At 69.0% G+C, this 24,331-nt stretch carries 27 protein-coding genes; 7 read left to right on the plus strand and 20 right to left on the minus strand.

Annotation, left to right across the window (positions count from 1 at the left end):
* Positions 1 to 273: 273 nt before the first annotated feature.
* On the plus strand, positions 274 to 582 hold the full coding sequence (locus tag ABZ195_RS20345) for a hypothetical protein (RefSeq protein WP_355220925.1): 309 nt from the start codon (positions 274 to 276) through the stop codon (positions 580 to 582).
* On the opposite strand, the gene ABZ195_RS20350 is transcribed toward ABZ195_RS20345, so the two are convergent.
* Positions 579 to 1,292 (minus strand): NAD-dependent deacylase, encoded by a 714-nt coding sequence (locus ABZ195_RS20350; protein ID WP_355220927.1) that lies wholly within the window; start codon positions 1,290 to 1,292, stop codon positions 579 to 581. The genes ABZ195_RS20345 and ABZ195_RS20350 overlap by 4 nt on opposite strands.
* A 36-nt stretch (positions 1,293 to 1,328) precedes the next feature.
* Here ABZ195_RS20350 and ABZ195_RS20355 point away from each other — a divergent pair, with 36 nt between their 5' ends.
* On the plus strand, positions 1,329 to 1,694 hold the full coding sequence (locus tag ABZ195_RS20355; RefSeq protein ID WP_355220928.1) for a GntR family transcriptional regulator: 366 nt from the start codon (positions 1,329 to 1,331) through the stop codon (positions 1,692 to 1,694).
* Here the strand turns inward: ABZ195_RS20355 and ABZ195_RS20360 are convergent.
* From ABZ195_RS20360 to ABZ195_RS20370, 3 genes are read right to left on the minus strand one after another with little or no spacing between them, the layout of a single operon-like run.
* Positions 1,691 to 2,512: a class I SAM-dependent methyltransferase gene (locus tag ABZ195_RS20360; protein WP_355220930.1), complete on the minus strand. Its 822-nt coding sequence runs from the start codon at positions 2,510 to 2,512 to the stop codon at positions 1,691 to 1,693. The genes ABZ195_RS20355 and ABZ195_RS20360 overlap by 4 nt on opposite strands.
* Positions 2,509 to 3,033 carry a DUF1697 domain-containing protein gene (locus tag ABZ195_RS20365; RefSeq protein WP_355220932.1) on the minus strand — a complete coding sequence of 175 codons (525 nt, stop codon included), beginning with the start codon at positions 3,031 to 3,033 and terminating at the stop codon, positions 2,509 to 2,511. The genes ABZ195_RS20360 and ABZ195_RS20365 overlap by 4 nt, the downstream gene beginning before the upstream one ends.
* Positions 3,030 to 3,851: a class I SAM-dependent methyltransferase gene (locus ABZ195_RS20370; RefSeq protein ID WP_355220933.1), complete on the minus strand. Its 822-nt coding sequence runs from the start codon at positions 3,849 to 3,851 to the stop codon at positions 3,030 to 3,032. Before ABZ195_RS20370 ends, ABZ195_RS20365 begins: the two co-directional genes overlap by 4 nt.
* A 63-nt stretch (positions 3,852 to 3,914) precedes the next feature.
* On the opposite strand from ABZ195_RS20370, the gene ABZ195_RS20375 reads away from it, so the two are divergent.
* On the plus strand, positions 3,915 to 4,361 hold the full coding sequence (locus ABZ195_RS20375; RefSeq protein ID WP_355220935.1) for a PPOX class F420-dependent oxidoreductase: 447 nt from the start codon (positions 3,915 to 3,917) through the stop codon (positions 4,359 to 4,361).
* Positions 4,362 to 4,380: 19 nt separating this feature from the next.
* Positions 4,381 to 4,551, plus strand: coding sequence for a DUF5302 domain-containing protein (locus ABZ195_RS20380; RefSeq protein ID WP_355220937.1), 171 nt, complete (start codon positions 4,381 to 4,383; stop codon positions 4,549 to 4,551).
* Positions 4,552 to 4,558: 7 nt separating this feature from the next.
* Here the strand turns inward: ABZ195_RS20380 and ABZ195_RS20385 are convergent, their stop codons facing one another.
* The 9 genes from ABZ195_RS20385 to ABZ195_RS20425 all read right to left on the minus strand — a co-directional run bounded on the left by ABZ195_RS20385 (position 4,559) and on the right by ABZ195_RS20425 (position 15,009).
* On the minus strand, positions 4,559 to 6,310 hold the full coding sequence (locus ABZ195_RS20385) for a dihydroxy-acid dehydratase (RefSeq protein WP_355220939.1): 1,752 nt from the start codon (positions 6,308 to 6,310) through the stop codon (positions 4,559 to 4,561).
* Positions 6,311 to 6,312: 2 nt separating this feature from the next.
* A complete protein-coding gene (locus tag ABZ195_RS20390) occupies positions 6,313 to 8,043 on the minus strand; it encodes an NAD(P)/FAD-dependent oxidoreductase (protein WP_355220941.1) in 1,731 nt (576 codons plus the stop codon).
* A 1-nt stretch (position 8,044) separates the two neighbouring features.
* On the minus strand, positions 8,045 to 8,368 hold the full coding sequence (locus tag ABZ195_RS20395) for a hypothetical protein (RefSeq protein WP_355220943.1): 324 nt from the start codon (positions 8,366 to 8,368) through the stop codon (positions 8,045 to 8,047).
* 1 nt (position 8,369) lies between these two features.
* Positions 8,370 to 9,806, minus strand: a complete 1,437-nt coding sequence (locus ABZ195_RS20400; RefSeq protein WP_355220945.1) for an aminobutyraldehyde dehydrogenase — start codon at positions 9,804 to 9,806, stop codon at positions 8,370 to 8,372.
* Positions 9,807 to 9,808: 2 nt separating this feature from the next.
* Positions 9,809 to 10,330: a hypothetical protein gene (locus ABZ195_RS20405; RefSeq protein ID WP_355220947.1), complete on the minus strand. Its 522-nt coding sequence runs from the start codon at positions 10,328 to 10,330 to the stop codon at positions 9,809 to 9,811.
* 155 nt (positions 10,331 to 10,485) lie between these two features.
* On the minus strand, positions 10,486 to 12,036 hold the full coding sequence (locus ABZ195_RS20410) for an APC family permease (RefSeq protein WP_355220949.1): 1,551 nt from the start codon (positions 12,034 to 12,036) through the stop codon (positions 10,486 to 10,488).
* 56 nt (positions 12,037 to 12,092) lie between these two features.
* Positions 12,093 to 13,097, minus strand: coding sequence for a 4-hydroxy-2-oxovalerate aldolase (gene dmpG / locus ABZ195_RS20415; RefSeq protein WP_355220951.1), 1,005 nt, complete (start codon positions 13,095 to 13,097; stop codon positions 12,093 to 12,095).
* A complete protein-coding gene (locus ABZ195_RS20420; protein WP_355220952.1) occupies positions 13,094 to 14,053 on the minus strand; it encodes an acetaldehyde dehydrogenase (acetylating) in 960 nt (319 codons plus the stop codon). Before ABZ195_RS20420 ends, dmpG begins: the two co-directional genes overlap by 4 nt.
* On the minus strand, positions 14,050 to 15,009 hold the full coding sequence (locus ABZ195_RS20425; protein WP_355220953.1) for a hypothetical protein: 960 nt from the start codon (positions 15,007 to 15,009) through the stop codon (positions 14,050 to 14,052). Before ABZ195_RS20425 ends, ABZ195_RS20420 begins: the two co-directional genes overlap by 4 nt.
* A 131-nt stretch (positions 15,010 to 15,140) precedes the next feature.
* On the opposite strand from ABZ195_RS20425, the gene ABZ195_RS20430 reads away from it, so the two are divergent.
* On the plus strand, positions 15,141 to 15,914 hold the full coding sequence (locus tag ABZ195_RS20430; protein ID WP_355220954.1) for an IclR family transcriptional regulator: 774 nt from the start codon (positions 15,141 to 15,143) through the stop codon (positions 15,912 to 15,914).
* A gap of 26 nt (positions 15,915 to 15,940) precedes the next feature.
* Here the strand turns inward: ABZ195_RS20430 and ABZ195_RS20435 are convergent, their stop codons facing one another.
* The 7 genes from ABZ195_RS20435 to ABZ195_RS20465 form a co-directional block, all read right to left on the minus strand.
* Positions 15,941 to 17,137, minus strand: a complete 1,197-nt coding sequence (locus tag ABZ195_RS20435) for an MFS transporter (protein ID WP_355220956.1) — start codon at positions 17,135 to 17,137, stop codon at positions 15,941 to 15,943.
* A gap of 70 nt (positions 17,138 to 17,207) precedes the next feature.
* Positions 17,208 to 18,836 (minus strand): cation acetate symporter, encoded by a 1,629-nt coding sequence (locus ABZ195_RS20440; RefSeq protein ID WP_355220958.1) that lies wholly within the window; start codon positions 18,834 to 18,836, stop codon positions 17,208 to 17,210.
* Positions 18,833 to 19,174, minus strand: coding sequence for a DUF485 domain-containing protein (locus ABZ195_RS20445; RefSeq protein ID WP_355220960.1), 342 nt, complete (start codon positions 19,172 to 19,174; stop codon positions 18,833 to 18,835). The genes ABZ195_RS20440 and ABZ195_RS20445 overlap by 4 nt, the downstream gene beginning before the upstream one ends.
* A 176-nt stretch (positions 19,175 to 19,350) precedes the next feature.
* A complete protein-coding gene (locus ABZ195_RS20450) occupies positions 19,351 to 21,087 on the minus strand; it encodes a cation acetate symporter (RefSeq protein WP_355220962.1) in 1,737 nt (578 codons plus the stop codon).
* Complete coding sequence (locus ABZ195_RS20455; protein WP_355220963.1) at positions 21,084 to 21,449, minus strand: hypothetical protein; 366 nt, start codon at positions 21,447 to 21,449, stop codon at positions 21,084 to 21,086. The genes ABZ195_RS20450 and ABZ195_RS20455 overlap by 4 nt, the downstream gene beginning before the upstream one ends.
* Positions 21,442 to 22,242: a LytTR family DNA-binding domain-containing protein gene (locus ABZ195_RS20460; RefSeq protein ID WP_355220965.1), complete on the minus strand. Its 801-nt coding sequence runs from the start codon at positions 22,240 to 22,242 to the stop codon at positions 21,442 to 21,444. Before ABZ195_RS20460 ends, ABZ195_RS20455 begins: the two co-directional genes overlap by 8 nt.
* 25 nt (positions 22,243 to 22,267) lie before the next feature.
* Positions 22,268 to 23,467, minus strand: a complete 1,200-nt coding sequence (locus ABZ195_RS20465; RefSeq protein ID WP_355220967.1) for a histidine kinase — start codon at positions 23,465 to 23,467, stop codon at positions 22,268 to 22,270.
* 24 nt (positions 23,468 to 23,491) lie between these two features.
* Between ABZ195_RS20465 and ABZ195_RS20470 the strand changes: the two genes are divergently transcribed.
* Positions 23,492 to 24,073 carry an HhH-GPD-type base excision DNA repair protein gene (locus ABZ195_RS20470; protein ID WP_355220968.1) on the plus strand — a complete coding sequence of 194 codons (582 nt, stop codon included), beginning with the start codon at positions 23,492 to 23,494 and terminating at the stop codon, positions 24,071 to 24,073.
* Positions 24,074 to 24,177: 104 nt separating this feature from the next.
* Positions 24,178 to 24,327: a DUF1059 domain-containing protein gene (locus tag ABZ195_RS20475; protein WP_079922554.1), complete on the plus strand. Its 150-nt coding sequence runs from the start codon at positions 24,178 to 24,180 to the stop codon at positions 24,325 to 24,327.
* Positions 24,328 to 24,331: the final 4 nt, after the last annotated feature.

Here is a 24,331-nt window from a genome sequence, read left to right on the forward strand (position 1 = left end):
GGCCGTGCGCAGCACATCGACCAAAGACGTCGATCCTGGGAATGGACCGGCCGGGGTCGACGTTGGAAGGTGCTGGCGCGCTGTGCCGCCGCCACGGGGTACGCCGGTCGCGTGATCCCGAGATGCTCTGTGAAATATCTTGTCTGCCAACATGTTCGAGTCCTGACAATGAACTTCGGAAGCCTTGGAGATGCTGGACGACGTCACGTCGTCGCGGTTGACTGATGGCATGACCGGTCGGATCGGGCGACCGTGGAATTCGTTGGAGGAGTCATGACCGTCGAACGCATCAAAGTCCTCGCCGCGACCGTCGGCGCCGGCGCCGTCGTGGCCGCCGCCGTCGTGTCCGGATTCGGCGCGGGCGCGGCGCCTCAGGCCGTCGCCGGAGGTTCCGGCGACTCGGCCACCGACACGTCCTACGTCCAACCGACGGCGTCGGCGATGAAGCTGCCGTCGACGGTCGTGCAAGCCCCGGAGACCACCAACGAGGATGCGCCGACCACACTGGCGACCCCGATGGCCGCGCCGACCTACAAGGCCACCGCCGCACCCGGCTGCGTCAACAACGGGCAGTGCCCCTAGCCGAGCAGCACGGGCAGCCGTTGCAGCAGGCCGGGCAGCGCCGTCGCCGAGGTCTCGCGCAGCGAGATGGTCACCCGGTCCGACAGCGGCGTTTCCTCCGGATTGACCTCGATGACGGGAATGCCTCGTGCCAGAGCCAGGTCGGGCAGACCGGCCGCCGGGTAGACGATCGCCGAGGTGCCCACCACGATCGCCACGTCGGCCCTGGTGACCGCTTCGACCGACCGGTCCCACTGCTCAGAAGGCAGCGGCTCGCCGAACCAGACCACGTCGGGTCGGATCAGGCCGCCGCAGCGGCACCTCGGCGGGTCGACGGTCTCCACCGGTCGTGGCATGTCGGGCAGCGGGCCGTCGTAGGGCACCCCGCAGCGGTCGCAACGAAAGCTGAAGAGGCTGCCGTGCACGTGGTGCACCCGGCCGCTGCCGGCTCGCTCGTGCAGATCGTCGACGTTCTGGGTGACGACGTCGACCTCGGCGCCGTCCTGCCACGCCGCCACCGCGCGGTGGCCGTCGTTGGGCCCGACCGACTTCATCATGTAGTGGCGCCACAGGTACCAGGCCCACACCTTCTCCGGGTGCCGGAGCCAGCCGTCGGAACTGGAGATCTCGTAGGGGTCGACCTTGGCCCACAGACCCGTCTCGACGTCGCGAAACGTCGGGACGCCGCTCTCGGCGGACATCCCCGCTCCGCTGAGCACCGTCACTCGCACGCCACCAAAGTAGCCGCTTTTTGTGATACTGGGCACGTGGGGGATTTGGGGGAGTGGGTCCGGGTCGACCCGGACGGGGCCAGGCCGCTGTTCGATCAGCTGCGCACGCAGATCATCGCGGGCGTGCGGGACGGCAGGCTGCCGCCCGGCACGAGGCTGCCGACGGTCCGGGAATTGGCGCATCAGCTGAACATGGCGGTGAACACCGTCGCCCGGGCGTACCGGGAGCTCGAGGCCGCCGGTCTCCTGGAGACCCGGGGCAGATTCGGCACGTTCGTGGCGCGCATCGATCCTGCGGACGCCGCGATGGCGACGGCCGCGCACACCTTCGCCGCGGCGGCCAAGGCGCTCGGCATCGGCAAGGCCGACGCGCTGCGCTACGTGGAGACGGCGTTCAGCTAGCCGAATTCGAGTAGCGTGAGCGACGGCCGCACGGCGTCGAGCGCCGGGATGCGCTGCATCGCGGACATGGCCGCGTTCAGCACGCGGCCGCGCCCCCGCGGGTAGGGCACGTCGTGCACCGCCCGGACCCCGGGTACCACGTCGACGAGGCGGGCGGCCTCCGACGGCGACATGCCGAACGGCATGGCCGGCACCCGGTATCGGGTCGACGTCCACAGCCCACCGCGGCGCGCCAGCGCGGCGAACCACGACGGCGGCAGGTCGAACATCATCCGGCCGCCCGGAAACCGCCGCGCGCACGCGGTGATCAGAGCCATCGCGTCGGTGGGCTCCAGGTACATCAGTAGGCCCTCGGCGGTGATGAACACCCCGTCGCTGGCGTCGACGCGGTCCATCCAGCCGTAGTCCAGAGCCGACTGCGCGCACACCTGCACCCGGTCCGACGGCGGCAGCAACTTCTCGCGCAACTGCGTGACCGGCGGCAAGTCGACCGTCAGCCAACGGAATTGGTGACCGACCTCGCCGGTGTCGAGCCGGTAGAAGCTGGTCTGCAGACCCTCGGCGAGCGCGACGACCGTCGCCGCGGGATGCACCCGCAGGTAGTCACGGGTGGCGCCGTCGAAGGCCAGGGCCCGCACCGCCATGTCCTGGCGACGGGTGTAGCCGAACTTGGCGAAGTCGAACTCGATGGAGTCGACCAGCTCGACGGCCATCGGGTCGTCGACGATGCCATCGGGTCTGCGGGCTTCGTGCGCCCGCACCTGCAACGTCAGCAATGCGGTCTCGGAGACTCCGGACAGGTCGACGTTCACCTTCACTTGGCGAGCACCTTCTCGATCGTTCGTAGGTTGCGGGTGGTGGTCGAGGACTTGTACCGCTTCTTGCCCATGGTCTTTCCGATGGTCGTGTCCAGGGTCCCGCTCTTGGGCACCTGCCAGTAGACGACGCCCTGGCCTCGCTCGATCAGCTCGTCGGGTCCACCGTCGGCGGCCAGCGCCGCCAACTCGTCGAGCACGTCGGCTCCGGTGACGAAGGTGACGTAGGAGTGGTGGCCGTCGACCTCGCGGGTGAACGGGAACGCCTCGGAGATGGCCTGCACGGCGTCGCGCTCGTAGGCCAGCACCCAGGCGTCGTAACCAAAGGCGTCGCGCAGCGCCTTCTCGGCCTTGGCGCGCACCGTGTCGACCTTGGCCTTGCTGGTGACGAGCACGTTGCCACTGGCCAAGACCGTCTCGACGTCGGAGAAGCCGGCGTCGGCGAAAGCCGTCGCGACCTGCGCCATCTTGAGGTTCACCCCTCCGACGTTGACGCCACGGAGGAAGGCGACGTAGCGCGTCACCGGAACTCCAGCAGGGTGATGCTCGGCCGGTTCCGCCTGAGTGGTCCGATGCGATCCAGGCCGGGCGCGGCGGCGAGCCGCCACAGTCCCCGGCCCCGCGGCGACGGCACGTCGTGCGCCGAACGGATGCCGGGGATGACGCCCGCCAGGGCCACCGCGTCGTCGGCGGACTGGCCGAAGGGCATCGGGGGCACGAGGTAGCGCGACGAGAGCTTGACGCCCGTGAGCGTCCGGGCGCTGAACCACCGGGGGACCGAGTCGAACATCATCCGACCACCGGGGAATCGGGCAGCGCAGTCGGCGATCAGCCCGAGGGCGTCGGTGGGCTCGAGGTACATCAACAGTCCCTCGGCGGTGATGAACACGCCGTCGGTCGCGTCGACCCGGTCCATCCAGCCACGGTCCAGGGCAGACTGCGCGAGGTCGACGATGCGGTCATCCGACGGGAGCAGCCGACTGCGCAGTTCCATGACCGGTGGCAAATCGACGGAATACCAAGTGGATTGGGCCAGGAGCCCGGAGCGGTCCAGCCGCCAGAAGCTGGTCTGCAACCCCTCGGCCAGGGCCACCACCGAGGCCCCGGGGTGAGTGGTCAAATACTCGCGAGTGGCGGCGTCGAAGGCGAGCGCGCGCACGGCGTGGGACTGATTGGGCTTGCCGAACTTCAGGTAGTCGTAGGAGATCGTGTCGAGCAACGCGACCGCCCAGGGATCGCGGATGAGTCCGTCGGATCGCTTGGCCTCGGTGCCGCGGTTGTGGAGCGTCCACAGTGTCGTGGCCGAGACACCCTCGAGCGTGATCGCGGAAGCGGCCGTCATGGCTCCATGGTAGGAGTCTGCGAACCCGACCGAAGGCCGCGTGACGGTCGTACGCTGGCCACCATGACCCGAGACGTGTTCGACGACAAGCTGCTGGCGCTCATCGGCGGCAACTCGCTGGGTGTCCTCGCGACGGTCAAGAAGGACGGCAGACCTCAGCTGTCCAACGTGTCCTATCACTTCGACTCCCGGGAGCTGACGATCTCGGTGTCGGTCACGGAGCCGCGCGCCAAGACCCGCAATCTGCGCCGCGACCCGCGAGCCTCGATCCACGTCAGCTCGGACGACGGCTGGGCGTACGCGGTCGCCGAGGGCAACGCGATCCTCACCCCGACGGCGAGCAGCCCGGACGACGACACCGTCGAGGGGTTGATTGCGTTGTACCGCAAGATCGCCGGCAAGGAGCATCCGGACTGGGACGACTACCGCCGGGCGATGGTCGACGACCGGCGGGTGCTGATGACGATGCCGATCTCCCATCTGTACGGCATGCCGCCTGGGATGCGCTGACACGCGCTAGTCTCACACCATGGCCGAGCGACCCGAAGACGAGAACAAGCGCAAGTTCCGCGAGGCGCTCGAGCGCAAGAAGGCCAACGCCGGGGGCGGATCCGAGCACAAGGACGGCGGACGCAAGCACGGTCCGCGGTCGACCGCACCCGCGGAGGCCCACCGCGAGTTCCGCCGCAAGAGCGGCTAACCCAGCCTCACCAGCCGCCGATCCACCCGTCGAAGATGGCGTCGGGCTCGTCCTCGGGACGCTGCGAGCGGCCGACGAGGAAGTCGAAGTCGCAGCCTCGGTCGGCTTGCATCACCCGCTCGACGTACAGCGCGGCATAACCGCGCGAGTGTCGTGGCGCCCGGGGTGCCCAGGCGGCCCGGCGAGCGGCCAATTCGGTGTCCGAGACGTCCATGTCCAGGATTCCGCGGTGGGCATCCAGGACGATGACGTCGCCGTCGCGGACCAGGGCCAGCGGTCCGCCGACGGCCGATTCCGGACTGACGTGCAGCACGCACGTGCCGTAGGCGGTTCCGCTCATCCTGGCGTCGGAGATGCGGACCATGTCGGTGACGCCGTCGGCGAGCAGCTTGCTCGGGATCGGCAGCTGACCCCACTCCGGCATGCCGGGCGCACCGCGGGGTCCCGCCGAGCGCAGGATCAGCACCGAATCGCGGGTGACTTCCAGCTCGGGATCGTCGAACCGGCGGATCATGTCGGCCATGTCCTCGAACACCACCGCCGGCCCGCGGTGGACGAGCAACTCCGGGCTGGCCGCGGCGCACTTGAGCACCGCGCCGCCGGGGGCGAGGTTGCCGCGCACGACCGCCAGGCCGCCCGGCGGTTGGAACGGCGTGCCGAGGGGCGCGATGACCGACTCGTCGGTCGCCGCACCGGCGGGCAGGTTGTCGGCGACGGTCTTGCCGGTCACCGTCAGGACGTCGGTGTGCAGGAGCGATTCGAGCGATTTGAGCACCGCCGGGATGCCGCCGGCGTGGAAGACCTGTTCGACGAGGTGCTCACCGGCGGGCCGCACGTTGACCACCAGCGGAGTGCGCGCCGACAGTTCGTGAAAGCGGTCCAGCGACAACGGAACTCCGACTCGGCCGGCGATCGCCAGCAGGTGCACGATCGCATTGGTGGACCCGCCGACGGCCAGCATCAGCGTGATGGCGTTGTCGAAGGCCTCCGCCGTCATGATCTGCGACGGCCGCAACTTCTCCACGGCCAGCCCGACGGCGCGCGCGCCGCATTCCTCGGCGACCTGAAATCGGCGTGAGTCCATGGCGGGGATGGCTGCGCTGCCGGGCAACGTCATGCCGAGGCCCTCCACCAGGGTGGCCATCGTCGAGGCCGTGCCCATCTCGGGACAGTGCCCCCGCGACGGTCCCGCCGCCGCCTCCAAGCGTTCGTAGTCGGCCATCGACATGCGCCCGGCCCGGACGGCGTCGACGTACTCCCACAGGTCGGTGCCCACTCCCAGCTGCTTGCCGTCGAACACGGCGGGAGCCGCCGGGCCGCCCGTCAGGGCGATGGCGGGCACGTCGGCACTCGCCGCTCCCATCAGCTGGGCGGGCACCGTCTTGTCGCAGCCGCCGAGCAGGACGACCGCGTCGAAGGGATAGGCGCGAATCGACTCCTCGACGTCCATCGCCATGAGATTGCGAAACAGCATGGTGGTGGGCTTCATCAACTGCTCGCCCAGTGACATCGTCGGGAACTCCAGCGGGAAACCCCCTGCGGCGAGAACCCCCCGGCGCACCGAGTCGGCGAGGCCGCGAAAGTGCATGTTGCAGTTGACGACCTCGGACCACGAATTGCAGATGCCGACGATGGGGCGGCCCTCGAAGGACATTCGCGAGAATCCGGAGGCCCGCATCGCCGAGCGATGGACGAAACCGGGAACGTCCTTGCCGGCGAACCACTTCGCGCTCCTGAGGCCGGTGGGGGCCGACGACACGATCAGCGCACCCGCGCCGCGTAGGCGGTGATCTTGCGCAGCGCCGGTTGCCGGGCGGCCCGGTACCCCACCCAGCGGCCGGGCCGGGTGGACATCAGGTTGCCCACCATCCGCTGCTGCCACGGCGCGCGATGGCCTCCGGTGCGCGCGCTGGTCTTCACCTGCGGTGCGACGCGGCCGTCGGCGTCGTCCAGGGCGACCTTGGCGGCGTTGTGCCCGTTGGCCCCCATCACCCCGCCGCCGGGGTGGGTGCCCGAGCCGCAGAGGTAGTAGTTGCGCACGGGGGTGCGGTAATTCGCCAACTCCGGGACGGGCCGCGCGCCGAAGAGCTGGTCGAGCATCATGGCGCCGTGGAAGATGTTGCCGTCGGTGATCAGGTACTCGTCGTTCAGGTCGTCCGGGGTGATGACGACGCGGTCCAGGATGTGCCCGCGCAGGTTGGGCGCGTAATCGAACAGGTCCTCGAGCACGAGGTCGGCCCACCGCTGCTTCTCGGCGGCCCAGGTGGTTCCGGTCAGCTCGGACGGCAGTTGCTGGATGCCGAGGGTCATCGTGTGCAGACCCTCGGGTGCCAGCGAGTCGTCGGTCACCGACTGGGTGACGGCCTCGATCACGAACGTGCTCGGGAACGTTCCCCGGCGCTGCGCCTCCCAGGCCTCCTCGAAGGCCTCCCGGCTGGGGCCGAGCAGCTGATGTCCGTGGTGCTGCGGGCCCTCCGACGCGTCGGGGAACGGAAGGTATTGCGGCAGTTCGTCGATCAGCAGGTGGATGCGCGCCATGGATCCTCGGGTGTCGATCGCCTCGACGTCGCGAACCAGCTTGGGTGGCAGCACGCCCGACGGCACCAGCTGCAGCAGCGACCGCTTGGGGTCGGCGTTGGAGAACACCTGGGCGGCGGTGACCACGGAACCGTCGGCGAGGCGGACACCGGTGGCCGTGCCGCGGTCGACGATCAGTTCGCGGACCGGGGCCGAGGTGCGGATGGTGGCGCCGTAGTGTCGGGCTCCGGCGGCAAGCGCCTCGCTGATGGCGCCCATGCCGCCACGGGCCAGGCCGAATTGGCCGAAGTTGCCGTTGAACTCACCCCAGGAATGGTGTCCGTAGGTGTAGGCCGTGCCCGGGGTCGACGGTCCACCGAAGATCGACACCATCCCGAAGAACGTCAGCATGCTCTTGAGTCGCTCGTCGTCGAAGTACTTGTCCAGCAGGTCTCGTACCGACAGCAGCGTGAATTCGTCGAAGAGCGTCTGTTCGCCCGCCGCCTCGAACGCGGCGAACACCTCGGAGCGCTCGGGCGGGGGTTTGAGCAGATAGGGCGTCACCAGTCCGGCGAAGCGTTGCAGCCGTAGGCCGAAGTCGAGGAAGGCCGCGGCGTCCTTCTTGCTGAGCTTCTCCAGTTCGCGCAGCGTCCGGTCGGTCTCCTTCCACATGGTGAACGACGTGCCGTCGCGAAACAAGCTGAAGGACAGCGCATCTCCCTGGTAGAGGTCGAGACCGAACCGGGCAAGCTCGAGTTCGGCGATGATCTCGGGCCGCAGCAGCCCCGCGATGAAGGCGCACGAGGACCACTTGCTGCCCGGAATCAGCTCCTCGGTGACGCACGCGCCGCCGACCACGGGGCGGGCCTCGAGCACGAGCACCCGCTTGCCCGCGCGGGCGAGGTAGTTGGCCGTGACCAGGCCGTTGTGGCCGGCGCCGATGATGACGGCGTCGTAATCGGGTGAGTCGGACATGTCAGATCTCCTGAGGGAGCGTTGATTTGCGGGTGAACAGGGTGGTGACGCTGCCCGGCTCGACGAGTTCGTCGAAGCGGGCGACGACGTCGGTGAGCTCGGGTGCGCTGTCGCGGACCTTCTCCCACTCGGGCCAAGACGACACCGTCATCACCTCGACCACGTCCACGGTGGCGTCGTCCTGCTCGGTGAGGAAGACGTCGAAGCCGAGGACGACGTCGAACGCCAGACAGCGGGGGCGGTCGAGCTCGACGGAGAACCGTTCGAAGTCGGCGCTCGTCACGCCCGGCCGGAGCCGAAAGGTGTTGATGGCGCTGGTGGTCATGTCAGGCGCCCTCGCGGTTGATCATGACGTGTTTGATCTCGGTGTACTCCTCGAGGGCGTAGACCGACATGTCCTTGCCGTTGCCCGACTGCTTGAATCCGCCGTGGGGCATCTCGGGTGTGACCGGCAGGTGGTCGTTGACCCACACCGTGCCGAATTGCAGGTCACCGGAGACGGTCATGGCCCGTCCGAGGTCCTTGGTGAATATCGAGGACGCCAAGCCGTATTCGGTGTCGTTGGCCCACGCGACGACGTCGTCGGAGTCGCCGAACGTGGTCACCGACGTGACGGGTCCGAACACCTCGGTGCGGACGATCTCGTCGTCCTGTCGAGCGCCGACGACCACGGTGGGGGCGGTGTAGAAGCCCGTTCCGGGGTTGTCGCCCTGGATGAGCTCGACGTGGCCGGTGGCCTTCGCGCGCTCGACGAAGCCCTCGACCCGGTCACGGTGCGCCGCGGTGATCACCGGGCCCATGGCGGTGTCCTCGTCGGCGATGTCGCCGAGGTTGAGTTCCTTGACCGCCTTGTCCAGCCCGGCGACCAACTCGTCGTGCACGGCTTCGTGGACGTAGAGCCGGGAGGCCGCCATGCAGTCCTGGCCGGAGTTGCAGAAAGCGCCCTCCATGATCTTCGTGACGGCCAGCGTGACGTCGGCGTCGGGGTACACCAGAACCGGTGCCTTGCCGCCGAGTTCGAGGTGCAGCCGCTTGAGGTTGGAGTCCGCCGACGCGCGCATCAGCGCCCGGCCGGTGTCGACCGACCCGGTGAGCGACGACATCCGGACCAGGGGATGGGCGACCAGGCGGGCGCCTACCTCCGCACCGTCACCGGTGACGACGTTGAGCACGCCGCGCGGGAACAGGTCTTCGGCTAGTTCGGCGAGCCGCAGCACCGAGAAGGGGGTGTGCTCGGAGGGCTTGAGCACCAGGGTGTTTCCGGTCAGCAGCGCGGGACAGATCTTCCAGATCGCCATCAGCAGCGGGTAGTTCCACGGCGCGACGGAGCCGACCACGCCCAGCGGGTCGCGCCGGATGATGCTGGTCTTGCCCGGCACGTACTCGCCTGCGGCGCGACCCTCCAGGGTTCGGGCGCCACCGGCGAAGAACCGCAGATGATCGGGGATCATCTCCATCTCCTCCAGCGCCAGGCCGATCGGCTTGCCCACGTTGCGCGACTCGATCTCGGCGAGGGTGCGCTGGTCCTCCTCCATCCGGTCGGCGAGCTTGAGGAAGGCGCGCGCCCGTTCGCCGACCGGCGTGCGGGCCCACCCGGGGAAGGCGGCGTGGGCGGCGGCGACCGCACGGTCGACGTCGGCGGCGGTGCCGCGGGCACTCTCGGCGAACGTCTCGCCGGTGGCCGGTGCGTGAATCTGGTCGACGGCGCCGCCCGCGGCGTCGCTCCAGGTGCCGTCGATGAACATCTTGTCGTGGAAGGTCATGGTCACTCCTGGGTCGGTGAGGTCGATCTGCCGGCCGCCATGGTCAGCAGGGTGCGTACTTCGTCTTTCGAAATAGGTTGTTGCGCAATGGACATGTGCACCATCAGGCCTTCGATCACGACGTCGAGCAGTCGTGCGGTGGCGCGGTCGAAGTGCTCGGCGAGAGCGTCCTCGGCGCGCTCCATCCAGCGCTGCGTCACGCGCCGGGTCTCGGGCCTGCGGACTGCGTCCCCGTACAGCTCGTAGGTCACGGCGAGCTCCTCGGGGTGGGCGGTCAGATCGTCGGTGAGTGCCGAGGCGATGCAGTCGACGAGGTCGTCACCCTCGCCGCACGCCGCCAGGCGCGCCTCGAAGCGGCTGGCCAACGCATCGACGTGCACCTCGAAGGCCCGGTGGACGATCTCGTCGAGGCTGCTGAAGTGGTAGGTGGTCGACCCCAGGGGCACGTCGGCGGCGATGCCGATGGCGCGGTGCGTGATGCCGGCGACGCCGTCGCGGGCGAGCACCTCGAGTGCCGAGGTCACGATGCGGTCCTTTCTGTCGGGGTCGTGTCGACGAGTCCGCCGCGCTGCGGGTGTCATGGCCCACTCCTCCGTTAGGTACAGATGTACGCATCGATGCGGACAAATGTACGTAACGGCGGGGGGCCTCGTCGGTCGAATTCTGAAAGTGGTGCCCGCTACTGGGCCTCGGGTGCGGGCTCCTCGAGGTCCCGCTCGTTGAGTGCCTGCCCCACCAGGGCGTACTTCTCCGGCGCGGCAACCCGTAGGTACAGGCCGTAGAGCATGCCCGCGAGCAGGGCCAGGAACACCAGCGACAGCATCAGCGCCGCCATCGCACCGTGGACGCCGAGCAGGATGTCGAGACTGTCGAGGGTCAGCACGAAGAACGCGCCGAGCCCCAGGATCGCCAGGATCGGGGCGACCATGGTGTTCCAGACCCGCTTGTCCACGTCGGACTTGCGGAAGAACGCAAAGATCGCGACGCCGGCTATGAGCTGGGACAAGATCACGCCGATCGTGCCGATGCCGGTCGCCCAGGTGAACAGGGTGGCGAACGGATCCTGACCGAACGCGGCGAACACGGCGACGACGACGCCGACGGTCACGCTCTGCACGATGCCCGAGACCCATGGTGTCTGCCGGCGTGGCAGCGTCCAGCCCAGCGGCTTCCACACCAGCCCCTGCCTGCCGAGCGAGAACTGATACCGCGACACGTTGTTGTGGAACGTCACGATGGCGGCGAACGTCGCCGAGACGATCAGCGTCTGGAACACCACGGAGATGTTGTGACCGATGATGGCGTCGCTGGCCGCGAAGATGAAGTTTCCACCCGTGTCGTTGGCCATCCCGACCACACGGTCGACGCCGAGTGCGTTGATGAGCAGCCAACCCGACACCGCGTAGAGGATGCCCATGAAGGCGATGGAGAGGTACGTCGCGCGGGGGATGGTACGGGCCGGATCACGCGCCTCCTCGCCGTAGATCGCCGATCCCTCGAATCCGATGAACGACGCATGGGCGAACATCAGCGCCACCCCCAGCGCGCCGCCGAGCACGACACTGGGCCGGAACGGTTCGAAGGAGAACTGGGACACCGGAACTCCGGAGTCACCGAAGAGGCTGAACGCGCCGAGGATGGTGATCATGGTGACCTCCAGGGTCATGAACACCCCGAGGACCTTCGCTCCGGAGTGCACACCCTGCAGGCCGAGCCCGAGACACGCGACCAGCGCCACGAAGGCGTAGACCCACCAGGGGATCTCGACGCCCAGCGCGGGGTTGAGCAATTCAGAGGCGTAGTACCCGAAGCCGCCGTAGAGCCCGGCCTGAATGGCGTTGTAGGCGAAGATCGCCAGGAACGCCGAGCCCAGTCCGGGGATGCGGCCGAGACCCAGTGTCACGTAGGCGTAGAACGCGCCCGCGTTGGTGACGTGGCGGCTCATGGCGACGTATCCGACGGCGAAGATCATCAGCACGACCGCGGCGATGACGAACGCCCCCGGCATGCCCACGCCGTTGCCCGCGCCGATGATGATGGGATAGAGCGCCACCACGACGGTCAGCGGTGACGCCGCGGCGATGATGTAGAAGAAGATGCTCGGCACGCCGAGGCTGTTCTCCCTCAGGCCGTGGTTGCGCCGCTCGGCAGGTGGTGACGTGCCGGGCGAGGGGGACGGCGGCGTCGCGGTGCGCCGTCGCGGTGGCAGGGATTGAGTGACGTTGTCCATGATGGTTCATCTCTCGAGTCTTGGGCGGGTGACGATGATGCCGAGGGAGCGGTCTGTCACCCCCTCATGCCGAGGGCGAGGTCGACGAGGAGGTCTTCCTGCCCTCCGACCATCGATCTGCGGCCGGCCTCGACGAGCAGGTCGCGGGTCTCGATGCCGACCTCGGCGGCGATGCGTTCGGCGTGCAGCAGGAAACTGGAGTAGACGCCGGCGAATCCGAGGGTCAGCGTCTCGCGGTCGACCCTGACGGGCCGTCGTTGCAGGGGGCGGACGACGTCGTCCGCCGCGTCCATTAGAGCGAAGGGGTCACACCCGTGGTGCCACCCGTTCAACTCCGCGACCGCGACGAAGGCCTCGATCGGGCAGTTGCCCGCTCCCGCACCGAGACCCGTGAGCGACGCGTCCACGCGGTGCGCGCCCTCCTCGACGGCGACGAGTGAATTGGCTACTCCCAGTGCGAGATTGTGATGGGCGTGCACGCCCACCGTGGTCGTCGGCGCGAGGACGTCGCGGTAGGCGCGGACCCGGTCCCGGACGCCGGACATGGTGAGCCGGCCACCCGAGTCGGTGACGTAGACGCATGCGGCGCCGGCGTCCTCCATGATCTTGGCCTGTTCGGCCAGCCGGTCCGGTGCAGCGAGGTGCGACATCATCAGGAACCCGGCGACGTCGAGTCCGAGGACCTTCGCGGTGCCGATGTGTTGGCGGGCGATGTCGGCCTCGGTGCAGTGGGTGGCGACGCGCACCGAGGTGACGCCCAGGTCGACGGCCGCTCGCAAGTCGTCGAGCGTGCCGATGCCGGGGATGAGGAGCGTCGTCAGCCGGGCGCGTCGGACGACCTCGGCGGCGGCGGCGATCCACTCACCGTCGGAGTGTCGACCCGCGCCGTAGGTCAGGCTGCCACCGGCGAGGCCGTCACCGTGGGCCACTTCGATGGCGGCCACGCCGGCGGCGTCGAGTGCGGCGGCGACGCGCTGGACGTCGGCCAACCCGAACGAGTGTCCGACGGCGTGCATGCCGTCGCGAAGGGTGACGTCCTGGACGTACACCTCGGTCGTCATCGGGCGGGCTCCGGAGTCGACGCCAGCCACGAGTCGGTGACGAGGCGTTCGGCCACTCGAACGGCAGCGGCCGTCATGATGTCGAGATTCCCGGCATAGGCGGGCAGGTAGTCCGCTGCGCCCTCGACTTCGAGGAACACCGTCACGTGCGTCAGTTCGTCGACCGCGCCCGCGGTCCCGATCAGCCGTCGCCGCGGATCTTCCTGGGACACGGCGGACGTGCGGACCGCCCGCGCGAGCCGGTAGCCCGGCACGTAGCGCGCCACTTCGGCGACCATCGCCGAGACCGCCGCCGTGATGACGGTCTCGTCGACCGTCGACACCAGCGCGGCGACGGTGTCGCGCATGTTCATCGGTGGTTCGGCCGGGTTGAGCACGATGATGGCCTTCCCTCGGGCGGCACCACCGACGGACTCCAGCGCGCGGGCCGTCGTGACCGTGAATTCGTCGATGTTGGCCCGGGTTCCCGGGCCGGCCGATCGCGACGAGATGGAGGCGACGATCTCGGCGTAGTGCACGTCGGTGACGCCGGCCAATGCCGCCACGACCGGAATCGTGGCCTGGCCGCCGCAGGTCACCATGTTCAGATTGCGTTGCCCCGCGAGTCGGGACATGTTGACCGCGGGTACGACGAACGGCCCGATCGCCGCGGGAGTCAGGTCGACGACCGGCACGCCGGCCGCCGCCAGCGCGGCGTCGTTGGCGTGGTGCGCGGTGGCACTCGTGGCGTCGAACACCACGTCGACGCCACCGAACTCGTCCAGTGCCAACAGCCCGTCGACGCCGTCAGCGGTGATGGCCACGTCGAGCGCGGACGCTCGTGCGAGACCGTCACTGCCGGAGTCGATTCCGGCCATCGCCACCACGTCGAGTACGTCGGAGCGGCGCAGCTTCATCATCAGGTCGGTGCCGATGTTGCCGGATCCGATGACGGCCGCCCGGTGTCGGCGCGTCACGCGAGTGCGCGGGCGGCCGCGCGGGGGCTCGGGGAGACCACGACGTCGGGAGCGCTGGTCTGCACGAGCTCGTTGAGGATGGCGGCGTGACGGACCTTGTGGCGTACGAGTTCGGCATGGAACTCCGGCCGCACCCAGCCGTTGTACATCACGGCCTCGGACTCGCCGGGTTCGATCTTGAAGTACACCGGTCCCGCCACGCGGGCGATCTCACCGGCCTCCCAGAGCCGGTTCATCCCCCCGAACGACTCGAACGTCTCGGCCCACACGTCGAGTGGAATGTCGACCGCCTGCCGGATTGCGCCAAGCATCGGGCGGCTCAGGTCGCCGACGGGGTTGACGCTGTCGGCGCCAAGATCCTGAAGGATCCTGATCGACGCGGGGTTGGCGTGGCCGGCGTAGACCGAGATCTTGAACATCGCGTCGGCGGGGATGTGGCCGGCGTCGCGTGCCTTGTTCAGGATGTCGAGAACCCCTTCGTCCCAGACCAATACGCCACGGATGCCGGTCGAGAAGATCCTCAGGTAGTCGTCGAGCAGGTAGCGGATGTTGTCGAGGCCGCGGACGCGACGTCCGCCGGCCTGGCCCTCGGTGCTCAGCGCCTGACGCCCGAGGTCCCAGCCGGTGCGGGGGCCCGGGACCGCCACCAGATCGATGCCCCGCTCCGCGGCGAGAGCGGCGACGTCGGTGAGTTCGGAGGTGCTGAGCAAGGTCGTGCCGCCGCCGAAGGCGATCACCCGGTGGATGAAGACACCGTGTGCGTCGGCCTCGTCGAGCATCGCCTCCATCGTCGAAAGCCGTTCGACGCCAGAGATCTCGAGCCGATACTTGCCGCCGTCGTCGAAGGCCTTCGCCGAGGGCGCGAGGGCGTAGTCGTCGGCCGCGAGCAGGCCTTGGGAGGCCAGGATGCTGGCTCCGTCGACCGTGGCGTTCCGACTGTCGGCTACGGGGGGCATTGCGTCTCCTTAACGAATTTCACTGAGTGATATTAAACTGCGGTGAATGAAAATCTACGAGCCCACGGCCGAACTGTCAACAGGAAGCGAAGGTGTCCGTGCCATTACTGGGTGCTGGTAACCTTCACTGGGTGAAAACAGCACCGGCCGCCGAGAAGTCCTCCGGCATGATCGGGGTCGAGCGCACGGCCAAGATCCTCTCCGCCGTGGGGGATTCCGACATCGGCAATCTCACCGAGATATCAAGGCGCACAGAGCTGAACGAGGCCACCGTGCTGCGATACCTGAACAGTCTGGCGGCGCTGGGCTACGTCGAACGGTTCAACGCCAACCAGTACCGGCTGGGCTGGGAGATCTTCCGGCTCGGGCAGCGCGCGTTCTCCAACCAGGTCCCCTCCGACGCGGTCATCCCCACCATGGAACGGCTGGTGGGCGAGTTCAACGAGACCGTGAACTTCGCCGCCCACAAGGAGCGCGCCGTGGTGATCCTCGACGTCGTGGAGGGTCGCAGGGCGGTCAAGAAGGTCAGCGACGTCGGGCAGACCGACCCCTGGCACGCCTCCGCACTCGGCAAGGCGTTGCTGGCGACGATGCCCGACAGCGTCTGGCGCGACGTCGTCGCCTCGGCCGGCTTGCCCGAGCTGACCACGCACACGATCACGACGATGAAGAAGATGGCAGCCGAGATCGAGGACGTCCGTACGCGCGGCTTCGCCGTCGACCGGGAGGAGGCTGCCGAGGAACTCACGTGCGTCGCGGCGGCCGTGCCCGCCTCCCGCGGCGGGCCCTCGCGTTACGCGCTGAGCATCAGCTTTCTGACCCACCGCCTGGATGCCGACACCCTGGAGCACGCCGGTGAGAGGGTCGTCGAGGCCGCTCGCGAGATCGCGGCCAAGCTTCCCTAGGGCCAAGCCGTTCCCCAGGGCGAGCCTCACGCCGAGACGCGTTGCCGTTCCTGCATCGCGATCGCGACGAAGCAGACCGCTGCCAGCGCCGCGGTCGCCAACGCGAAACTGACCCCGGCCGTACGCAACCCGAGGTGCTGAGACGCGAAACCCTCGGCGATGACCGGCAAGGCAATGGCGACGTAGGCCACCACGAAGTAGGTCGAGCTCACCTCGGCGCGGCGATCTGCCGGTGCCAGTTCGGCGACGGCGGCCAGCCCGCGACTGAAGCTGATGCCCTGGCCGATGCCCGCCACCACGCCGGCGACGATCAGCAGCGACAGCGACGGCACGTGCACCGCCACGGCCAGGATCACCATGCCGACCGCCAGGATCGCGCACCCGACGGCGATGGCCTGCCGCGGCGGGATGCGCCGCGCCCACAGCTGCGAGACGGCCGATGCCACGAAGATCGAACTCGCCACCAGGCCTGCCACCGCGTGGTTCTCGATGCCGAGGACCGACCGGACGAACGTCGGGACCACCGCCATGAACAGACCCGTGACGGAGAATCCCGCGAACGCCGCGGTCGCCGCGGTCAGGAAGACCGGCCGCATGTCGGCGGGCACCGACAGCCGTTGCAGTCCAAGCGATCCGGTGCGTGACGAGGTCTCCGGGGCGGCTAGCACGGCGGCGACCGCCAGGACCACCAGCGCGATGTGCACGACGAAGGACAGCTGCAACGGGTCGGGGGCGTACTGCACCAGAACGCCCGAAACCAACGGCCCGGCCCCCAGCCCGCCGATGTTGACCACGGTGGCGACGGCGGTGGCCCGGTCGCGCTGCGCGGGCGGAGAGGCTTCGACGACCGCGGCGGTAGCCGTGCCGGTGAAGATGCCCGCCGACAGCCCCGAGAGCAGCCGGCCCACCAACAGAAGCGGCACGTCGTCGGCGAACGAGAACACCACGCTGCTGGCCAGGGCCAGCGCGGCGCCCGCGAGCAGAACCGGGCGGCGCCCCAGCGCGTCGGACCAGCGGCCGAACACCAGCAGCGCGGCGAGCACGCCGACTGCATAGGTGGAGAAGATCACCGTGGTTGTCAGCACCTGGAAGTGCATGCGGTCGGAGTAGAGCGCATACATCGGCGTCGGCAGGGTGGTGCCGAGCATGATCGCCGCGAACGCGTACGCCAACAGGGCGAACCCGAACCGCCGGCGCACGCCGGTGGGTTGCTGTTCGGTCACGTGGCTGATGGTAGGCACGTGTCGGTCAACGCGCCCGGGAGGCTCGGGCTTCCCGGGCGCGCGACACCCTCTAGTGCGAGACGGCCTTCTCCGCGCCCACACCGGTCAGCGACCGGACCTCCATCTCGGCGTCGAGCACCGGATCGCCGGGCACCCGGGACGTCATGGTGCCGACGATGCCCAGGACGAAGGCCAGCGGGATCGACACGATGCCGGGGTTGGCCAGCGGGAACCAGGCGAAGTCGACGCTCGGGATCATGGCCGTCTTCGCCCCGGAGACCGCGGGGGAGAACACGATCAGCACCAGCGTGGAGATCAGTCCGCCGTACATGCTCCACAGCGCACCGCGGGTGTTGAACCTCTTCCAGTACAACGAGTAGACGATCGTCGGCAGGTTCGCCGCCGCGGCGATGGCGAAGGCGAGCGCCACCAGGAACGCGACGTTCTGCCCGTTGGCGAGGATGCCCAGCGCGATGGCGAAGATGCCGAGCACGACTGCGGTGATCCGCGAGACCCGGACCTGTTCGCCCTCGCTGACCTGTCCCTTCTTGATCACGCTGGCGTAGATGTCGTGCGCGAACGAGGCCGAGGCGGTGATGGTTAGCCCGGCGACGACGGCGAGGATCGTGGCGAAGGCCACCGCCGAGATGACGCCGAGCAGCACCACGCCCCCGAGTTGGAAGGCCAGCAGTGGCGCAGCGGAGTTCACGCCGCCAGCCGCCGCCAGGATCTCGTCCGGTCCGACCAGTGCCGCCGCCCCGTATCCCAGAACCAGGGTGAACAGGTAGAAGCCACCGATGAGGGCAATGGCCCACACCACCGAACGCCGCGCCTCCTTGGCCGTCGGCACGGTGTAGAACCGCATCAGCACGTGCGGGAGACCCGCGGTACCGAGCACCAGCGCCAGGCCCAGCGACAGCAGGTTGATCTTGGAGGTCGTGCTGGCGCCGTATTGCGCGCCGGGAGCCAGGACGTCGCGCGCCGCGACGGCCTTGTCCGCCGAACCCGAGACGGCGGTCTGCGCGGCCCCCAGGATCTCGGAGAAGTTCAGCCCGAACTTCGCGAGCACCATCACCGTCATCAGGCCGGCGCCCACGATGAGCAGGACGGCCTTGATGATCTGCACCCACGTGGTGCCCTTCATGCCGCCGACGAGGACGTAGACGATCATCAGCACGCCCACCACCGCGATGACGATCGACTGGCCGCCCCTGCTCTTGACGTCGAGCAGCAACGCCACCAGTCCACCGGCGCCGGCCATCTGGGCCAGCAGGTAGAACAGTGACACCGTCAACGTCGAGGTGGCCGCGGCCATCCGCACCGGGCGCTGCTTCAACCGGAAGCTCAGCACGTCGGCCATCGTGAATCTGCCCGTGTTGCGTAGCAATTCGGCCACCAGCAGCAGTGCGACGAGCCACGCGACGAGGAAGCCGATGGAGTACAGGAAGCCGTCGTAGCCGTACACCGCGATGGCACCCGCGATGCCGAGGAAGCTGGCTGCAGACAGGTAGTCGCCCGCGATCGCGATGCCGTTCTGCGGTCCGCTGAAACCCCGTCCACCGGTGAAGAATTCGTCCGCGGTGGCGTTCTTCTTGCTGGCGCGGATCACCACGATCATCGTGATGACGACGAACAGGGCGAAGATGCCGATGTTGGCGACCGGGTTGCCGATCGTCTCGGCGGCGGCGAGGTAGGTCATTGCTGCGTGCCTTCCATCTCGGCGCGGATCGCGGCGGCCCTCGGGTCGAGTTCGCGGTTGGCGAACCGTACGTAGAGGCCGGTGATGACGAACGTGCTCAGGAACTGGCCGAGGCCGATGAGCAGACCGACGTTGACGTTGCCGAAGACCTGAATGGACATGAAGTCGTGGGCGAACGCCCCGAGCAGAACGTAGGTGGCGTACCAGACGAGGAAGAACGCCGTCATGGGAAACACGAAGCGGCGCAACCGCGTCCGCAACTCTTGAAACTCTGGGCTGGCCTGCATGTCCACGAACTGCTGGGTCGTGTTGGCCGTCGGCCTATCGGTGGTCGCCACCGCGGTGCTCCTGACGCTGAAGTGTGATCTCGTCTCGAGCCTATTGAGACTCACGTCACATACTCAGCAGATTCGCAGGATCGGACGCCGAAGCCGGGCGGACCTGCGGTGAGCGGTCGCCCAATGGCGACGAACGGTCCGGCGGGCAGAGCGCAGCGACGGGGGATTGTTCCGCGTCACTCCCGGGGCAGGCGCTCCACGCCCATGCCGAGGCGCTCCGGGACGTGCATGCGGGCGAAGATTCGGGCCACCTCCGGCGGGCGCGACCCCGCGGTGAGCAGGCTGATCACCACCATCGTCAGGAACGCCAGGGGGACGGTCACCGCGGCGGGATAGCCCACGACCACCGCTGGCCACCCACCGAGCAGCCGGTCGTCGACGCCCCCGACCACCGCCAGTGTCGTCGCCGCGCCCGAGGCCACCCCGCCGACGACCAGCCCGCACGCAGCGCCGACGCTGGTCAGACCACGCCACCAAATGCCAAGCACCAGAAGCGGACACAACGTGGACGCGGCGACCGCGAACACCAGTCCGACGCTGCGCGACAGTTCCAGGGAAGACGCCAGCAGGGCCAGCGGAATGGGCACCATGCCCCCGACGACCGCCGCGACCCGGAAGTCGCGCACGCGGCCGCGCAGCACGTCGGTCGACAACGCCCCCGCGATGCTGACCAGCAGACCCGAGGACGTGGCGAGGAAGGCGGCGATCGCACCGGCGGCCACCAGGGCGGCAAGTCCCGCGCCGAGGCCACCCCCGATCGCCACGTTCGGCAGCAGCAGCACGGCCGCGTCGGCGGTGCCGGTGATGAGCAACTGCGGCACGAAGTGCCGGGCGAAGACGCCGAGCAGCACGGGGAAGAGGTAGAACAGCGAGAGCAGCGCGATCACCGCCAGGGCCGTTCGCCGGGCGGCCGTGCCGTCGGGGTTGGTGTAGAAGCGCACCAGCACGTGCGGCAGTCCCATCGTGCCGAGGAAGGTGGCGACGATGATCGAGATGACCTGATACAGAGGATGACTGCCACCCAGTCCGCGGCCGGAGTCGAGCCAGTCGTCACCCGAACTCGGAGCGCCCGCGACCACCGGCGTCATCGCCCCCGCGGCCAGCGTCAGCGTGGTTCCGCGGCCCAGCGTGAACCGGCCGGGGGCTGGGAACGCCGCACGGTCGACGGGAGCGCCGTCGACGTCGCCCGTCACGGTGATGCCGGCGGGTTCGGCGACCTGCACGACGACGTCGGTCTCGACGGTGACCGTGGTGTGCTGCTGAACCGTCGGTGGCATCGGCCCGGCCAGTGTCGCGGCGTCGCCGAGGAAGAGCGCCGAGAGGGCCAGCGCCGGCACGGCGATCGCGGTCAGCTTGAGCCAGTACTGGAAGGCCTGGACGAACGTGATGGACCGCATGCCGCCGCCGACCACGTTGACGATCACGATGGCGCCGACCGCCACCGGGCCCAGCCACACCGGTAGTCCCAGAAGCGTCTTGAGCGCCAGGCCGGCGCCCTGATACTGCGGGACGAGGTAGAAGACGCAGACGACGACGACCACGAGCATCGCCACCTTGCGCAGGCGCGCCGACCCCAGCCGGAACTCGGCGAAGTCGGGCACGGTGTACGCCCCGGAACGCCGCAGCGGTGCGGCGACGAACAGAAGCAACCCCAGATAGCCCGCGGTGAAGCCGACCGGGTACCACAGCGCATCGGCCCCGTACTTCGCGATCAGTCCGGCCACGCCGAGAAACGATGCGGCCGAGAGATATTCACCGGAGATGGCGGCGGCGTTCCACTGGGGGCCGATGCTGCGCGAGGCCACCAGGAAGTCCGAGGTGGTCCGCGAGAGCCGGATGCCGTAGACGCCGATGCCGACGGTGGCCAGCGCCGCGGCGAGCAAGGCCGCTGCGGTGAGCGGTGCACCCGTCATCGGTCGCCGTCGACCACGCGGACGAAGTCACGTTCACCCTGTTCGGCCAGCCGGACGTAGAGGCGGCCGACGCCGTAGAGCACCGGGTAGACCAACGCCGCCAGGATCAACCAGTTCAGCCGGATGCCTGCGACGGCGACCTGGTCGAGGCCGGGAAAGATCCCCAGCGCCAAGGGAATCAGCGCGACCGCGCACACGGCGACGGCGGCCAGGCGCAGGGCCAATCCCAGTTGGGCGCGCATCAGTCCGCGAACCAGCGCGTCGCCGACCTCGGTCTGTTCCTGCACCTCCACCCGCGTGCGGATGACCCGCGCGCCGCGGCGCTTGGCCAGCACCACCCGTTCGCGCTGCGGTCTAGTCATCACCGACCAGTTCCCCGGTGGCCGTGCTCGGCCGAAGGTTCCGCATCGGTTCGCGGACCACCCGGTCGCGCAGTTCGCGAGCCTGACGCCGACTGACCGGCAGCTCGATCGCCGGTGACGCGCCGTTGGCCCGAAGACGCACCAGCACCGCGCCGTCGGTGGAGCGCAACCCCGTGACCATCTTCAGGGCGACCAGATACGAGCGGTGAATCCGCTGGAAACCCTTGTCACGCCAACGAGATTCGAGGTTGCTCAGCGGGATCCGCACGAGGTGCGCTCCTGATTCGGAATGCAACCGCGCATAGTCGCCCTCGGCTTCCACCCAACCGATGGTGTCGCGCGGGACGAGGTGGGTGATGCCGCCGAGCTCGGCGGGCAAGACGTCGGGGTCGTCGGCGGGGTCGTCGCCGTCGCGGACCTCGTCGACGGACGCGGCGAGCACCCTGCGAACCGCCTCGTCGAGCCGGCTCTGACGGATGGGCTTGAGCAGATAGTCGACCGCGCCGACGTCGAACGCCTCGACCGCCTTGTCGTCGTGCGCGGTCACGAAGACCACTGCGGGACGGTAGGAGTAATTGGCCAGCACCCCGGCCAGTTCGAGGCCGCTGAGGCCGGGCATGTTGACGTCGAGGAACACCGCGTCGATGTGGCGCCGGTTGAGCTCGCGCAGCGCGGAGGTCGCGTCCCCGGCCCGCAGCACCTCACCGATGTCGGGATGCTGGTCGAGCAGGTAGGCCAACTCGTCGAGGGCGGGTGCCTCGTCGTCGACCGCGAGCACGACCAGGGGCCTCATCAGGCTTGCTCCTCGCGTCCGCGGGTCACGTCGAGCCACCTCCGCCGGCCCGCACGCCCGACCTGAACTTCGGGACCCGCATCAGGACCTTGGTGCCCGCGCCGACGGCCGTCTCGACCACCAGACCGTAGTCGTTGCCGAACGCCGCGCGCAGGCGATGGTCGACATTGGTCAGGCCCACGTGCGCGGAGTGACCGCCGCCGTCCGGGGTGCCGTCGGCCAGCGCGTCGGCGGGTCCGGCCCGCAGCGCGTCGGGGTCCATGCCCACGCCGTCGTCCTCGACGGTGATCACGCAGTCGGTCCCGTCGTCGCGGGCGACGATCTCGACGGTGCCGCCGCCCCGATCGGCCAGCCCGTGCCGGACGGCGTTCTCCACCAACGGTTGCAGCGCCAGGAACGGGACGACGACGGAGAGCATCTCGGGGGCGACCTGCAGCCTGACGGTGAGGGCCTCGCCGAAACGGGCCCGCTCCAGGGTCAGGTACCGGTCGATGTTGCGCAGTTCGTCCGACAGCGTCGTGAACTGGCCCGCCGCGCGGAACGAGTAGCGGGTGAAGTCGGCGAATTCGAGTATGAGTTCGCGGGCGCGGTCGGGGTCGGTGCGCACGAACGAGGCGATGGTGTTGAGGGCGTTGTAGATGAAGTGCGGGCTGATCTGCGCGCGCAGCGCCAGCACCTCGGCGCGGTCGAGCCGGGCGCGCGAGGCGTCGAGGTCGGCGAGCTCGAGCTGGCTGGCCGCGTATCCGGCGACCTCACCGATGGCGCCCACCATGCCTGGGCCGGGTTCGCGCGAGGTGACCGCGACCAGGACGCCGAGTGCGTCACCGTCGTCGGTCAGCAGGGGCTGGGCGACCATGGCGCCGCCGCGGCGGCCGGACATCACGCGGCGCTGGCCGGCCAGGGCTTCCCCGGCGACGGCGCCCGCCTCGACGAGTGCGTCGAGGGCCTCGGCCGGGTCGTGGGCCAGGTGCTCGCCGGCCGCGTCGTAGACGACGACGGCGTCGGCGCCGGTGAGCTGGCGCAGGAACGGGGCGGCCCGACGTGCCGAGGCCTCGTCGAGCCCGTGGCGCAATGCGTGGGCGGCCAGCGACGCGGTGTGTAGTGCGGCGTGCACGGCGCGTTCGGTGGGGGTGGCCACCACGCGGCGGGTGCGTACCGCGACGACGGCGGCGCCGACGGCCAGGAGCAACGCTGCCGCCAAGGCGATCGCGATCTCGGCGGGCATGTCACCTGACCCTAGACTGGCGCCATGGCGAAACTGCAGTTGGTGCAAGATCCCGTCGCCGACGAGCTACTGGAGTCCAATCCCTTTGCGCTGCTGGTCGGGATGATGCTCGATCAGCAGATCCCGATGGAGGTCGCGTTCGCCGGCCCGCAGAAGCTGGCCGAGCGCATCGGGGGTCTCGACGCCCGTACGATCGCCGACTACGACCCGGACGCCTTCGTCGCGTTGTTCTCGGAAAAGCCTGCGGTGCACCGGTTCCCGGGCTCGATGGCCAAGCGCCTGCAGACGCTGGCGCAGACCGTCGTCGACGAGTACGACGGCGACGTCGTCGCGCTGTGGACCGCGGGCGACCCCGACGGCCCCGAGGTGTTGCGCCGGCTCAAGGCGCTGCCCGGCTTCGGTGAGCAGAAGGCCAAGATCTTCCTCGCGCTGCTCGGCAAGCAGTACGGCGTCACCCCGCAGGGCTGGCGCGCCGCCGCCGGCGACTACGGCAAGGCCGGCACCCACATGTCGGTCGCCGACGTGGTCGACCAGGGCTCACTGGAGAAGGTGCGCTCGTACAAGAAGGCCGCCAAGGCCGCGGCGAAGTCCACTTCCGCGACCTGAACCCCATCGCGTGTGCTGTGAGATCGCGATCCGGCCGCGAAGGGCGATCTCACCGCACACTCGGCGCGCGGGCTTAGCCGCCCACCGTGTGGGATCGTGATGCCATGGCGAAAACACACTTGAGCTGTCCCTGCGGCGAGGCCATTGTCGGCACCGACGAGGACGACCTCGTCGAGAAGGCTCAGTCGCATCTCTCCGAGGCGCACCCGGGTCGTGAGTACGACCGCGAGATGATCCTCTTCATGGCTTACTGAGCCG

The organism is Mycobacterium sp. NPDC006124 (assembly GCF_040614235.1).
Taxonomy (GTDB): Bacteria; Actinomycetota; Actinomycetes; order Mycobacteriales; family Mycobacteriaceae; genus Mycobacterium.

Bases quoted from the DNA above. Each gene is read 5' to 3' on its own strand.
- ABZ195_RS20345 (WP_355220925.1), top strand. From the start codon at position 274: ATGACCGTCGAACGCATCAAAGTCCTCGCCGCGACCGTCGGCGCCGGC.
- ABZ195_RS20370 (WP_355220933.1), bottom strand. From the start codon at position 3,851: ATGACGGCCGCTTCCGCGATCACGCTCGAGGGTGTCTCGGCCACGACA.
- ABZ195_RS20375 (WP_355220935.1), top strand. From the start codon at position 3,915: ATGACCCGAGACGTGTTCGACGACAAGCTGCTGGCGCTCATCGGCGGC.
- ABZ195_RS20380 (WP_355220937.1), top strand. From the start codon at position 4,381: ATGGCCGAGCGACCCGAAGACGAGAACAAGCGCAAGTTCCGCGAGGCG.
- ABZ195_RS20390 (WP_355220941.1), bottom strand. From the start codon at position 8,043: ATGTCCGACTCACCCGATTACGACGCCGTCATCATCGGCGCCGGCCAC.
- ABZ195_RS20395 (WP_355220943.1), bottom strand. From the start codon at position 8,368: ATGACCACCAGCGCCATCAACACCTTTCGGCTCCGGCCGGGCGTGACG.
- ABZ195_RS20400 (WP_355220945.1), bottom strand. From the start codon at position 9,806: ATGACCTTCCACGACAAGATGTTCATCGACGGCACCTGGAGCGACGCC.
- ABZ195_RS20410 (WP_355220949.1), bottom strand. From the start codon at position 12,036: ATGGACAACGTCACTCAATCCCTGCCACCGCGACGGCGCACCGCGACG.
- dmpG (WP_355220951.1), bottom strand. From the start codon at position 13,097: ATGACGACCGAGGTGTACGTCCAGGACGTCACCCTTCGCGACGGCATG.
- ABZ195_RS20425 (WP_355220953.1), bottom strand. From the start codon at position 15,009: ATGCCCCCCGTAGCCGACAGTCGGAACGCCACGGTCGACGGAGCCAGC.
- ABZ195_RS20440 (WP_355220958.1), bottom strand. From the start codon at position 18,836: ATGACCTACCTCGCCGCCGCCGAGACGATCGGCAACCCGGTCGCCAAC.
- ABZ195_RS20450 (WP_355220962.1), bottom strand. From the start codon at position 21,087: ATGACGGGTGCACCGCTCACCGCAGCGGCCTTGCTCGCCGCGGCGCTG.
- ABZ195_RS20455 (WP_355220963.1), bottom strand. From the start codon at position 21,449: ATGACTAGACCGCAGCGCGAACGGGTGGTGCTGGCCAAGCGCCGCGGC.
- ABZ195_RS20460 (WP_355220965.1), bottom strand. From the start codon at position 22,242: ATGAGGCCCCTGGTCGTGCTCGCGGTCGACGACGAGGCACCCGCCCTC.
- ABZ195_RS20465 (WP_355220967.1), bottom strand. From the start codon at position 23,467: ATGCCCGCCGAGATCGCGATCGCCTTGGCGGCAGCGTTGCTCCTGGCC.
- ABZ195_RS20470 (WP_355220968.1), top strand. From the start codon at position 23,492: ATGGCGAAACTGCAGTTGGTGCAAGATCCCGTCGCCGACGAGCTACTG.
- ABZ195_RS20475 (WP_079922554.1), top strand. From the start codon at position 24,178: ATGGCGAAAACACACTTGAGCTGTCCCTGCGGCGAGGCCATTGTCGGC.